Raw genomic sequence first — 12,426 nt, 5'->3', positions numbered from 1 at the left:
TCCACCTAAAAATACATGGACACCAGGCCGTCGCAGGATGTTCGAGGCTGGCCTCTAGGGTCATTGATAGAGATCGCGGCACCTCCCGGTGCCGCGGACTGCACGTTATTTGAAGCTCAACGTTCATGCACGTAAGTGCCTGGCGACGCTTCGCCCGCGGGATAAGCCTTGCTGCCAAGGCTGGCGGGGGATTTCTTCAGTTTGCCCGAACGCTCGGCCTGCCATGTCTGCCAATGCAACCACCAGGAATCGGTGTGCTTGGTGGAGTTTTCCATCCAGTCCTCGGCGTTGACCGGCATTTCAGTGCTGGTCATGTAGCGCGCTTTCGGATTGCCCGGCGAGTTCAGAATGCTCTGGATATGCCCGCTGCTGGACAGCACGAACTCGACCTTGCCACCGAACAGCTGTGCCGACTTGTAGCAGGACTTCCACGGGGTGATGTGATCATTAGTGCCGGCAAGGGAATAGATGTCGGCAGTGACCTGCTTGAGGTCGATCGATGTGCCGCACACTTCCAGTGCGTCGGGCCGGATCAGGGGGTTGTTTTTGAACATCTCGATCAGGTCGCCGTGGAACGCGGCGGGCAACCTTGTGGTGTCGTTGTTCCAGAACAGGATGTCGAAAACCGGCGGCTCGTTGCCCAACAGGTAATTGTTGACCCAGTAGTTCCAGATCAGATCGTTGGGGCGCATCCAGGCGAAGACTTTTGCCAGGTCGTGGCCTTCCAGCACACCGGCCTGATAGGAATAGCGCTTGGCGGACTCGAGAGTCTGCTCGTCGACGAACAGCGCCACGTCGCTGTCGAGGGTGGTGTCCAGCACGCTGACCAGCAGCGTCAGGGCGTTGACCTTCTTCTCGCCGATCGCCGCGTAGTGCCCCAGCAGCGCGGTGCAGGTGATGCCGCCGGAGCAGGCGCCGAGCATGTTCACGTCTTTGCTGCCGGTGATCGCGGTGACCACGTCGACCGCTTCCTTGAGTGCTTCGATGTAGGTCGACAGGCCCCACTCGCGCTGCTCCTTGGTCGGGTTGCGCCAGCTGACGATGAACGTCTGCACGTTGTTGCGCAGGCAAAAGCGCGCCAGGCTTTTGTCCGGGCTCAGGTCGAAAACATAGAACTTGTTGATCTGCGGCGGCACCACCAGCAGTGGGCGCTCATGCACTTGTTCAGTGGTCGGTCGGTACTGGATCAACTCCAGCACATCGTTGCGAAAGACCACCGCGCCTTCGGTCACGCCCAGGCTCTTGCCGACTTCGAACGCGCCCATGTTGACCTGGCTCGGCATACCGCCATTATGGATCAGATCCTTGGCCAGGTGGGCGAGGCCATCGAGCAGGCTTTTGCCGCCGGTTTCGAAGAAGCGTTTGACCGCCGCCGGGTTGGCCGCGGTATTGGTCGGGGCCATGGCTTCGGTCATGAGGTTGATCACGAAATGCCCGCGGGCGACGTCTTTGGGCGTGAAATTGCTCTCGTCGATCCAGGTGTGGAGTTCCTTGCGCCACGCCAGATAAGTTTGCATGTAACGTTTGTAGAGCGGGTTCTGACTCCAGGCCGGGTCAAGGAAGCGACGGTCGTCGCTTTGCGGTTGCAGCTCGGATTTACCCAGCAACACATTCTTGAGTTCGATGCCGAAATGGGTGACATGTCTGGCACTGTGAATGGGTTGTTTGATGGCCTGGGCCAGCACCATTCGAGCAGACCCCAATAGATCCTTTCTACGCAGTCCAATAACAGGATTCAGCCCCAAGGTATTTTCCGAAGCCTGAGATTTCAGGTCCTCGTTATGCTTGTTACTCATCTACGACGCTCCATTGTCCTGAGTACCTGAATACAGCTGTGTAGTCTCACAGCAAATGCCAGGCACTACTGCTAGGTTGACCGCTAATTGCACACCGCTACAAATGCACGGAACTTGCCAGATCCATTGGTTACCCGAGTTTATTTTTTTCGCAAGCGGGCCAATCATTGACGCCGCAGCAAAGTATTCAAACAGATGGAATTAGAAAATGCCTTCTAATGAGCCAGAGGCCCGACTTAGAGCATCAGCTTGACGACCGACTCATTCGGATCACGGGTCTTGCCGGCCGTTTTGAGTTCCGCAAGGAGAGCCAGATGGAATCGATGCGGATCATTAAGCGAGCCCACGGATGAATCGGGCGCACCCTTCGGGATCGGAAGTTGGCCACTTTACCGTGAGCGTTTGCTGGCCAAGTGGTAATTCAATAACCGCCGACGCTTCAACCACTCGTTTTGATTCGACTTTCAAAGGAATGAAAGCTGGCAGGGTGGCGGCCTACTGATCGCGGTAAAGCGGTAGCCACCGGCGAACGACATTCGCATTGATACCATGCCTCATCGCAATAGCTGCCACGGAAACACCGGGCTGCTCGCACTCTTGGACGACTTGGGTCTTGAAGGATTTCGGGTAGGACTTACGTTGGCGCATGGCGATCCTGGCGTTAAGGGCAATTGCGTCCGCTTAAAAATACGCGGACACAATCGCCCTTATCGGCCGGGCGAGGAAGGTGTGTTCGCCGGCCCCTTAAATACGGTGACTTCGAATCTGAGGACTGTTCAGGTTGAGCGCAGTGTCTGAACACCCCTGAAAAAATTGGTGTGACATCTTATTTCCCATGTACACGTCAACGGACGATTGACCGCTATTGGCCGTTTTCAGCCTGTCGCAACCAACCAAAAATGAGCTTGCTGGACGTTGGAATCAATACTCGAGACCAGTCTGGCCAAGTCGCAGGTGGCGTCGAGTCGGGCCGGGCTGTCGCCGACGGTTGGCGTGGGCTTGTCGGGTTCGCGGGGGGAGGGCGGCGATAGCACCTCCAACCCTACCTCAAGCGGGGTCAAGAACAGCGTCAGCGCTACCTTGACCGCCAGTTGAGAGCCGGACCTGAGGGGCGAGGTATGCCGTAGCATCGAGTCGAGCCAAGCGACGGCCCAGCAATCCGATGCCTTGCTGGCTGGGGTGCGGCTGTCCATCAGCTCCAGCGTAGCCAGTAACTACTTCGCGCTGCGGCAGATGGATATCGATGTGCGGCTGTAGCAACAGCAACAGCAACAGCAACAGAAGATCAATCAGCAGCTGCTGAACATGATCCAGTCCCAGTACACCCAGGGTGTCGCCACCAACGACCAACTGCTGGTAACCCAGGATCAACTGACTACCTCAATTGCCAATCTGCAGACCTCGCTGCGCGATCGCGAGCAATATGAACATGCCTTGGCGGTGCTGTGGGCGAGGCACCGAGCGAGTTTGCTGTAGCATCTCGAAATGACTCATCTTCGTCCTGCCTCGGCCACCGCTGACCTTGCATTCGACCCTACTCCTGCGCCGCCCCGATGTGGTGGCTGCCGAACGCTGGGCGGCGGCCAATGTTCGGTAGTCAGGTGGCGCAGTTGCGCTCTGGCACTGTCAGCCAAGATGCGGTGCTTACCCAGCAACTGGTGTTGCCGCAAGTCGAGCAGAACCTGCGGGACACCTAGGGCCAGCTCAGTCAGGGCAGTGTCGCGCTGATCCAGAGCCTGGGGGGAGGCTGGCAAGCCATCGGGCACTGAACGGCTAGGGTGCACCATGCAATATCCGGGTCTGCGCGTTACCGGATATCACACTGATCTTTGATCCTCTTATCCATGGGCGGTATTGCGCAAGACCTCCTGTAGCCTACGATCCGCTGGAGAACCGTAGGAGGGTATGCTGGGATTATTCCAGTCACAGGTCACTGGGCTTAGCCCTTTTCTCAATATCAAAACTATATCGTTCTGCCTCTTGAGCTAAGAGTAATAGTTCAGACGCCACTGTTTGAAGGAATGCCTGAGTATCTGTTTGCCCTTGCTTGCGCAGATAGCACGCTGCCACCAGCGTCACCGGATGAACCTGGAGCACATCGCATAATTTTTCCAGTTTCTCCAGTGTAGGTATTGTTCCCCCTCGTTCAAGGAGACTGACATTGGTCCGGCTGCTCACTAATGCAAAGTCTTCCTGGGTCAAACCTTTACCACGGCGTACCGCCCTTAGGGTCTCACCAAACGCTTCCTTCAGTTCCATTTGTAGTCTCACAAAAGGAACGATAAGGCGTTATTGAATAATATATGGCTACAACATATATTGTGCGTGAATTTCGGTGGCGCCCAGTCGAAGTCTGGTAGAGGCGCAGTCATTGGTTCGCTACAAGGATCATGCGTTCAATCCTATGACCCCTTCCCCTTAGAACATACCGAACCTGTCCATGAGGTGCGGTTTGTGTAGTAGACGCCATGCTCAGAAAGCCATTAATACGGTCCCCGTACATGCGCAGCGCGACGGTGTCCTACAAATTGTGGGTCGCACGTGACCAGATTGATACCATTCGCGCTGCTCAGGCGAGTTCGGAGCAAACGTGGGCGGAATGGATTTCAAAAGCCATGCTCCATTTCCAGGCTGAACCAGTCGAGGAAATTGAAAGCCTCCTGTGTACGTGGCAGCGCCGTCGGGGCGATAAAGTTCCGCTCAGCCTCCGGATGGATCTCGAAACCTTCGAACAGGTGAAAAAAATCGTCAATCAATACCCGCGCGGAACCATACAGGCCTGCCTGCACCATGCGTTGTTCATTCACGCCCTACGGACAAGTTTGATGTAGATGAAGTCATACCATTCGAGCGATCCCCTTGAGGACACCGTTCCCCCCTAATGGACAGGCAGACGTTTACCAATCTTCAGTTGAGGAGCTAAATACGGGGCCGTATGTGCCTATCCCTAATTTTTTCGCTTGCAATTCAATGCGGCCCGCCTGCAGCACATCGTGCTTAGTGGGAAAGTGGCGTAAAAGGAAATGAGCATTTTGTCTTACGCGTTCGGGCACCTCTGTATCGCGAGCAAGCTCCGTGATGAAATTATGAGCTTGTGCGACAGACCTAGTCCTTTCAAATGGCATCGTCATTTAAGCCTCCGAACTGTAATCGAATGGACCCACCACCGCAGAGCGTGTTCGATTCGGCAGTGAGCAATTGAGCGAAAGCTGGCCACCAAAACTAACTGAAGATCACACCTGACTGTACTCTGCCAAACAACATTAGGCCGCGCCACCCCATGAAAGGGCTTGAAGCACACGGCGAACTTGCTTGGCTCCGATCTCTGTATCGCAAAGCATAATCGGGGCACTTGTACCGAGAGATTTGTTCGGTTTCGACAGCCACTTAGCGGCCGCCTCTCTGCTTTCAAAGACCTCCTGAGCCAGATGACCGACGGAGAAAATTCGTACAAGCCGTTCGGATGCGACCGGGTCAAGGGGCTTTAGCTCGCGCCTACATCGTTGCAGCGTGGAAACGGTGACATTGAATAAGGCCTCGAAGCTGTGCGCTGGTAGGTCAAAGGCTACGCGCACAGCTTGGAATAGGTCAGCAGCAAAATTCAAGGCTACTTCCATAAGGTCATCTATGAGCAATTCCCGGCTGTGGCAAATTCTACAACTCACGATAGACGCGGTTGAGCGCGCGGGTACTCTACTAACGCAGGAGTGTGTACGGCCTGGGGGACGCAGGGGGTCAGGAGACAAAGCGGAAATAGACGTTGAAATCGAAGAGATCCTTCGCGCCAAGCTATTGAAAATCTTCAATTGTGACTTTTGGGGGGAAGAAACCGGGCACGTTATTACAGGGCATCCTTGGTGTTGGGTCGTTGATCCGAACGACGGTACAAGTGATTTCTTGAAGGGGCTAAAAGGATCGGCAATATCAGTGGGATTGCTCTACAACAAGCAACCGGTTCTTGGGGTAGTACATGCTCCTGTCACGTCCGAAGGTGCCCCTGACTGCCTAGCATGGGCCGAAGGTATGGATCATCTGATCAGAAACGGCACTCCCATTGTTGTGGATCTTTCGGATCAATGCCTTTCTGATAAAAGCTTGGTGATGGTGAGTGCCGCTGCTGACAGCAAACCACAGACTAATCGGGAGCTCTGTGCTCCTGGAAAATTTCATGCAATGCCGTCAATCGCTTACAGACTCGCCAGAGTGGCTAGTGGCGATGCCGTCTGTGGTATCTCCCTTTACCCAGTTTCAGCCCATGATGTGGTGGCAGGCCATGCGCTGCTTATTGGCTCCAAAGGTGTTCTGGTTAACGAGTATGGTGCTTCCATAAGCTACGAGACTGAGGTGGAGATGTTGACGGTATCCCAGCGCTGCTTTGGCGGAGCATCCGGCGTATGTCTCGAGTTGGTATCACGTGACTGGGCCAGGGTCTTCAATAATACGGCTATATGAATGACCTCAGCTGGTCTGTCACGATTGGCCACTTCGTGGGAGATCCAAGAAGGCGACTGGGCTAAGTCTTGCTACGTAACCCAAGGCCATTGGAGGGAACCGGAAAGTGCGGGCAGCTGGGGTAGGGCGGTTGACTGTAGACGGGCGGCTGTTTTAGGCAATCAGTCTGTGAAGCAGCACCATTGCTCGTAGGATTTTGAGATTTTGGCACCGACTAAATGACGCTGCGAATGTTTGCCCGTCCCGTGGGTGAACAATATCTTAATATTCGTGAATGTCTTTCTGGGTGCCCTCAAGAAGCGGCTCCATACACCACTGGCCTGTTTTGTTCACAAAGCTCGGGGTCAAAAGGTGGATCGACCGTACCCGAAACGATTCCTGCTGCGGCTCAAGGATGTCTTTCAGTGAATCAATCGCAGAGACCATAAACATCACGCCCACGAACTTCTTGCCTTCAGGAACCTCAGCTTGCGCATAAAACAAAATGGACACAAAACGAGCCGCTACTCCAGGACATCATTAGCGCTGGAAAAGGAGGATGGGCATGACACCTGACTTTCTCTTCGTCATAGCACGCTTAAGCTAACTCAACTAAAGAGCTACAGATAAGATCACCTACTGTACTAAGATGACCGTGGGCCAGTAGCACTGGGGGGCTAAAGCCGCGAGGGACGGTTAGTGTATGTACTAACATGCTGTACTACAAGCCATCCCTCCACAGCCCGTCAGATCATTCGATTTCCTTCAGAATTTTCCTAATTGCAGGCACGTAACCATGCTTGTAGATCTCACCTGAATCCCCTTTCACCTGACCTGCCCTGGTGACCATCCAGCCTTGCTTGTCGAAGAAATCGTCCGAAACCGCAGCTCTTAGGGCTGTAATCTCCATGTCACTGAGAACCCCTTTCAGTGAAGGCAGCAGCTGAACTGACTCGCTCTCTTGAGATATCTCGACCACATTGGGGCGTCGGTCAACAACAATGTCCTTTTGAGATTTCAACAGGTTGAGTTCGGCCAGGTAGCGGCGACGCTCGGCCAAGATCTGCGTAAAAACTGCACGCAGCGCTGGATCGTCGATACGTCGAACTAGCTCATTATCGCTTGGTACACCCTGTTCCTTGGACTTCGCAGGCAGTTTCCTATCTGTTCCCACACTGGCAGCCCAAGTCTCAATTAACTGCCGAAAGCGAAACCCCCCGGTGTTGCGTATCGTTGAGGCAGATGGCCCTCCAGCCTCAACAGAGAGCTTGGCAATCGTGGCAATCGAGAAATTGCGACTCCCCGTTTTCTGATGAGCCTCCAGGACGCCATGCAGCACGGTCAGGGACTTGGCTTGTTGCTTGGTAGCCTGAGACACGAGTTCTTCAAAGATCAGCTGCGGATCGATCACGGATGGCCTCCCGTACTTGTTTTGAGGTGGTTGTGATCAGGTCAGAAAGCTTCGCTACAGGCTGCTTCGTAACGCGCTCTAGCGGCTCCATGGCGGCTGGAAGAAGCTTTAGGCCTTCTCCGGCCTCAAGCAGGCTGGAAACCTCGCGGAATCCCTCCATTTGGTTTTTAGGAGATAGCGTCAAAGCCATAGACCTCATCATTGCATTCCCAGCGATGAGCTGGAGGCGATCATCCATTCCCATCAAAATAGGTGCGTAGCCGCCCTGCATGAGGAGATGGTTTAAAGCGCGGGAGCGCTTTTCGATGGCAGGTGTGGCCCTCAGCTCATCGGTCAAATCAGCGTAAATTTCAGCGTTCTCGCACAGCTGAGATATCTGCCACAGCTCGCTACGGGTTTCGATGAATGAGATGGGCTGATGGATGTCCTCCAAGGAACCCACAGCTACCAGCTTTGTGCCCGAATCATCTGTGTCCCGGCCCTCTTCGATTGCGACAATCTTGCTGATGATCTGGAAGCAGGAGACCAAGTCTTTCGCGTACTCATCGGCCTCCTTGATCTGCTTTTCGTAGCGCCTTTCAGCCTGTTGCAGCTCCGCATGCAGGAGGAAGGGGCGTTTTTCTTGCTCAGCAAAGTACATTTCGTTGAGCAGCTCATCGCGATCTTGTTCGATCTCAACGGCAAGTGATGAGACCTGAGAGGCTAAATAACTCAGCATGTTGAGGTGGGCCACAAGCGCTGGTAGATAGCGTGCATCCGTGATGAACCAGCGGCAGCGGGGACAGTTTTCTAGGCCGTGTGGGACTGGCCCATAGATGTGGCCTTTACTGCTCCGACCGACAATCTCCCCTCCGTTCCAGCATCCGCCTATGTTGCTCATTTCGTCAGATCGAGCGCTGTTTCCGCCGACAAGGCATAAGCCTATGTGACGCTGCTCCCAGCCAATGGCGTTGCGATTCGCCAACGCAATGTCGATTGCGCCAGCATCAATGAATGCCGTTTTAGAGTGGATCTGACGCATATCAGCGTCCCGGAGGAAGATCTTCAGGCTTTCATCCTGCGCAGCACTGATGCGTCCGCTGGCCAAGTCCATTACCTGGGACACCATCGCCGGGGTTGGCTTGGTGTAGTGCAGCGTCATAATGATCCTGGAGTGCCCAGCAATCAGCTTAGATAGCACTTGAATCGGGACACGCCCCTCCATGGCATAGCACGTCAAAAGCGAAACACGGAGGCTATGAAGCGGGAAATGCGTTTTGACCGGTAGTACATTTAATTCGGGGTCGACAGGCTGCACAAAGCGCAACCTAGAGCCGTCTGACAGGGTTTGACCACGCGCGGCAGCCCGATCCTCTAGCGTGGAGAGCAATCGATACCATAGGTTGGGCAGTGTATTGCCTGCAATGGGCTTGTCGCGCTCACCTGGAGCCGCTGTGGGGTCGCGGAAGAGGAAGCAGATCGAGCCCATGTCTTTCTTCTGCTCGACAGTTTTGACGCTACCAAAGTGCTTCTCTACAAGCACGGTGCAGGGCGTAGGGCCGTTAATAGGGTTGTATTTCTCTTGCCAGTCCCTCAGGCGTTCCAGCCAGTACAGGACATCTTCGTTCTGCCATGGGATCGTGTAGCCACGCTCACGAGACTCCTTGTTCTGGTCTGCCGTTTTGTTCGTACTGACGTAGAGGCCGGTCATGATTTCACCGATATCCCGGTCGTGGATACGGCAGAAGACCCCTCGTTTCCATGGGTTCGCCTCACGGCCTAGAGAGAACCCATGGCGCTTGTTCAGAATCCAGTCGCCACCCTCGTACCGCCACGTATCTGCCTCACCAGAGTCCAGAAAACGTACCTGATAAGTGCGAAGCGGCAAATGAAGCTTTATGTGCAGCGCCATTGACCTAACGGGAGACCAGATTTCGTAACGATCATTTTTGTAGCGCCATACGCAATCCGGGTCATCTTCGTCGATGGCTGACTGCTCAACCGGAAACCAGTCTCCGAAATCCGACCGCAATTGGCCGGACTGGGATTGAGCCCATTCCCAGTCGCGGAATGTTCCCCTGGGCTGCGGGCACAGAATTTCGCGAAGCTCCCGAATGTATGCGTAGGGCAAGGGGTTGTACACGGTCTCGGTGATTACCGTCTTTTCCTTCCCTTTGACAAACGGATTCTTGACCACGGCCATAGGGACGCCATGGTCATTTGGCTCGCTGTAGCTGTGAGTAATGATCCAGCCGAGCAGATCCACGATCCAGTTCTGGTTTTTAACGGCAGTCGCGGCGCTCATGGATGCCTCCAGGATTGGCCTCAACTCCGGCAGCAAACCTTTCTCTGCGATCTGGAAAAACACGTCTGGACTGGCCCCGCCCGGCACCGTTGGTAGGTAATGAGCCATGAACCAATTCATCGCGTTGATTTTCACGCCAATGGAGCCGTTCTGCGTGGCTATCCAGCCGGAAAAGAGCTGACGCCAGCGTTCCCAAGCTTCGCCTCGCTCTTGAACAATCCAATTGAAGTTCGTGTCCGAAGAGCGACCGTCACGCGAGCCGCGTCGTGTTGTCTTAGTCAAAATTTCTTAACTCTGTACTTTGCTTGTGGCGATTCGAAAGCTGCCAGGATCTCTGGCAACGCTTCGTCCCAATCGTTGAATGGCGAAATGATCTTGCCGCTGTCGGTCAACTCATCGAGCCTCTCTTCAGCGGCTGTAAGCGCAGAAGAAACGTCCGCAACACCTGGTGCGGTATATCTCTTCTGCGAATCCAGGGAGCGGTGATGCATCGCTTTGCGGATGATCTGCGGGGGAACCCCGGCCTTGGTCATCCGCCGACCAAAAGCGTGTCGATGGCCATGGGTAGATCGACCCTCGGGCTTTGAAACCGTTTCCCCAATTCGCGCTAGGGCCCGCTTGTAGTTGCCGTTGAGCGCTTGAAGGGTGTAAGGCTGGCCTGCGGCGGAGTCTTCGTAGGAGACGAAGGCGTATGGGTGGTGCCGCTCTACTGTGGTCAGGTAGCGGAGATGCACCCTCCAAAGCATCATGAAGAGCACGCTGAAGCGTGGAGGAAACCAGTGCAGCTGGATGTAATTGTCGACGTGGTCAACCATCCTGGTTTTCCACCCAACACGTTTGGTGCCCTGGCGAAGATTTCGGGGCGTTAGGGCGTACTTCTCCCTTAAGTAAGCCGCACGTGTTGTCGTGCCTTTGCGCCCCCTCCAGTTGTCTGGTGCCTTGCCTTCCTCTGGGTGATAGACACGAACCATGGCGCCACCCTCGATCAGTGGGTGATCTTCAACATCGACTACCCATAGATGCTGTGCGTCGCTCTCTCGCAAACCCGCGCCATGCATCATGATCAATATCAATTGATCTCGTACTGCACACCTAGGATCAGAAGCTCCACCGAAGCCATCCATGTACATCGCTTGGAACAACTTCTCAGGGAATGCCACGGCATCATCATCAGCGTTGCTGAGCGTGCGCCGGCCTCGAATATTCCGCGACTGATCCACGTTCTCCGAGAGCGCCTTGCTTCTGATGTGCCCTAGGAAATCATTGCTGTTACGGCGATGCCAGGCAGCGAAGTTAAGTCTCTGATCATAGGTACTGGCGGTCATCAAGGGGTTCATGGCCGGAGCGTCGTACAGATCAGCAAGATAGTCTGTGAAGCCCTTGAGAACTGAAACGTGACGGTTGGATGAGTTGCGACTGGCTGGAACCCACCCTAGACCAGATGGATCTAGGCCATCATCTCCAACCGTTCCGGTATAGAGGCGTGAGGCAAAAGCCTGGAAGAGGGCGCGGGGATCAGAGAAGTGGTGCTGGTTGGCCTCCATGTACTCCAGCAGCAGCTTTGTGGCCTGGGTGACCGAACGCTGCCAGCTAGGACTCAGGTGGTGGTTATCCAGGAGGTAGTCAACCAGCGAGGACACCACTCCATGCTCAGTTATCAAGACAGGGATCTCGCTCTGGATTCCCGTATCGTCAACCACCACCTTCGCTACTACCTGAACCACCGCCATCCAATGCACCCACCCAAAAAGGTGCGGATGGTACAGATAGTACATGTATAGGTGTCAACACTTTGATTTCTAGGGGGAGGTAGAGCTAGGTTTTACCTCTAATCTAATGCACTTAGTATAGTTTTAGGTGATACCAATAATAGCCGTTTAGTTGAATTATCAATGAGTTAGCGACACGCGTTAGTGTGACCGCTGCTTTCGCAACGTAGCGGTACAAAATGGGAATTGATGATCGTTTTGCCTGCTTGCGCCGAAATTGGAGTGCAAATCTGTAGCAGAGGACGAGCAGCAAGTGTTCCTCTCGAACAGCCGCAGTTGTGCATGAGAGTTTCGCAAAGCTTCGGGTTCGGCATGGTGCACAACGCCATTCATCAATCCCTTCGGCTTGCATAGGTTGGCTCGACGTTCGTCGCCTCATGCCTGAAAGCTCGCGAGATTCGGAGCAGAATTTTACACATCGGCGCTAGATGAAAAATAAGCGGAGGTAAAAAAGATACGGGCTCAAATTCGCGATAGCCCATGATCGGAAGTAAATAAAAGTTAGGGAAGCAGATTTTCATGACAATGGAAAAAACCGGAAGTAAAAAAAATAAGGAGGCAACCTCTGACGACGAACGTACCAAAACTGGAAGTAAAAAAAGGATAAGGCAGCTTGAAGGGCTATCCAAACCATTACTTCCTAATCTGTATGCAGATTTACTTCCGCGTACTGCGAAAGGCTCGATTTACACGATTACGTCCCATTTTTTATACGATTACTTCTGAGAACTTATG

11 protein-coding genes and 2 pseudogenes are annotated in these 12,426 nt (G+C 54.1%); 2 read left to right on the top strand and 11 right to left on the bottom strand.

Translation table 11 applies throughout. From position 1 onward, the window contains the following. Positions 1 to 116: 116 nt before the first annotated feature. From phaC to ACA048_RS14495, 3 genes and pseudogenes are all read right to left on the bottom strand, one after another. The gene (phaC, locus tag ACA048_RS14505) at positions 117 to 1,796 is read right to left on the bottom strand and encodes a class II poly(R)-hydroxyalkanoic acid synthase (protein ID WP_497629763.1); all 1,680 of its coding nucleotides are present in this window, start codon (positions 1,794 to 1,796) and stop codon (positions 117 to 119) included. 236 nt (positions 1,797 to 2,032) lie between these two features. Further along, a pseudogene (locus tag ACA048_RS14500) lies at positions 2,033 to 2,101 on the bottom strand (gamma-butyrobetaine hydroxylase-like domain-containing protein); the annotation flags it as partial. A gap of 190 nt (positions 2,102 to 2,291) precedes the next feature. Next, positions 2,292 to 2,444: a transposase gene (locus ACA048_RS14495; RefSeq protein ID WP_497629762.1), complete on the bottom strand. Its 153-nt coding sequence runs from the start codon at positions 2,442 to 2,444 to the stop codon at positions 2,292 to 2,294. 291 nt (positions 2,445 to 2,735) lie between these two features. On the opposite strand from ACA048_RS14495, the pseudogene ACA048_RS14490 reads away from it, so the two are divergent. Next, positions 2,736 to 3,565: pseudogene (locus ACA048_RS14490) on the top strand (TolC family protein); the annotation flags it as partial. 154 nt (positions 3,566 to 3,719) lie between these two features. On the opposite strand, the gene ACA048_RS14485 reads toward ACA048_RS14490, so the two are convergent. The 4 genes from ACA048_RS14485 to ACA048_RS14470 all read right to left on the bottom strand — a co-directional run bounded on the left by ACA048_RS14485 (position 3,720) and on the right by ACA048_RS14470 (position 5,413). Then, positions 3,720 to 4,055, bottom strand: coding sequence for a helix-turn-helix domain-containing protein (locus ACA048_RS14485; protein ID WP_497629761.1), 336 nt, complete (start codon positions 4,053 to 4,055; stop codon positions 3,720 to 3,722). A 347-nt stretch (positions 4,056 to 4,402) separates the two neighbouring features. After that, the gene (locus tag ACA048_RS14480; protein ID WP_497629760.1) at positions 4,403 to 4,603 is read right to left on the bottom strand and encodes a hypothetical protein; all 201 of its coding nucleotides are present in this window, start codon (positions 4,601 to 4,603) and stop codon (positions 4,403 to 4,405) included. Positions 4,604 to 4,693: 90 nt separating this feature from the next. Next, complete coding sequence (locus ACA048_RS14475) at positions 4,694 to 4,927, bottom strand: BPSL0761 family protein (RefSeq protein WP_497629759.1); 234 nt, start codon at positions 4,925 to 4,927, stop codon at positions 4,694 to 4,696. A 132-nt stretch (positions 4,928 to 5,059) separates the two neighbouring features. Next, a complete protein-coding gene (locus tag ACA048_RS14470; RefSeq protein ID WP_497629758.1) occupies positions 5,060 to 5,413 on the bottom strand; it encodes an Xre family toxin-antitoxin system antitoxin in 354 nt (117 codons plus the stop codon). Between the two features lie 10 nt (positions 5,414 to 5,423). Between ACA048_RS14470 and ACA048_RS14465 the strand changes: the two genes are divergently transcribed. Continuing rightward, entirely contained in the window at positions 5,424 to 6,248 is an 825-nt protein-coding gene (locus ACA048_RS14465) for an inositol monophosphatase family protein (protein WP_497629757.1), read from the top strand. Between the two features lie 261 nt (positions 6,249 to 6,509). On the opposite strand, the gene ACA048_RS14460 is transcribed toward ACA048_RS14465, so the two are convergent. From ACA048_RS14460 to gmtY, 4 genes are all read right to left on the bottom strand, one after another. Further along, positions 6,510 to 6,740 carry a hypothetical protein gene (locus ACA048_RS14460; RefSeq protein WP_497629756.1) on the bottom strand — a complete coding sequence of 77 codons (231 nt, stop codon included), beginning with the start codon at positions 6,738 to 6,740 and terminating at the stop codon, positions 6,510 to 6,512. A gap of 238 nt (positions 6,741 to 6,978) precedes the next feature. Continuing rightward, entirely contained in the window at positions 6,979 to 7,638 is a 660-nt protein-coding gene (gmtX, locus tag ACA048_RS14455) for a gamma-mobile-trio protein GmtX (RefSeq protein ID WP_330216363.1), read from the bottom strand. Beyond that, a complete protein-coding gene (gmtZ, locus tag ACA048_RS14450; protein WP_497629755.1) occupies positions 7,613 to 10,204 on the bottom strand; it encodes a gamma-mobile-trio integrase GmtZ in 2,592 nt (863 codons plus the stop codon). Before gmtZ ends, gmtX begins: the two co-directional genes overlap by 26 nt. Further along, entirely contained in the window at positions 10,201 to 11,697 is a 1,497-nt protein-coding gene (gmtY, locus tag ACA048_RS14445; RefSeq protein ID WP_330216361.1) for a gamma-mobile-trio recombinase GmtY, read from the bottom strand. The genes gmtZ and gmtY overlap by 4 nt, the downstream gene beginning before the upstream one ends. Positions 11,698 to 12,426: the final 729 nt, after the last annotated feature.

It is taken from the genome of Pseudomonas sp. LBUM1659 (assembly GCF_059716045.1).
The sequence above is the reverse complement of the archived record's forward strand: the minus strand, read 5'-3'. Positions and strand labels throughout refer to the sequence as shown.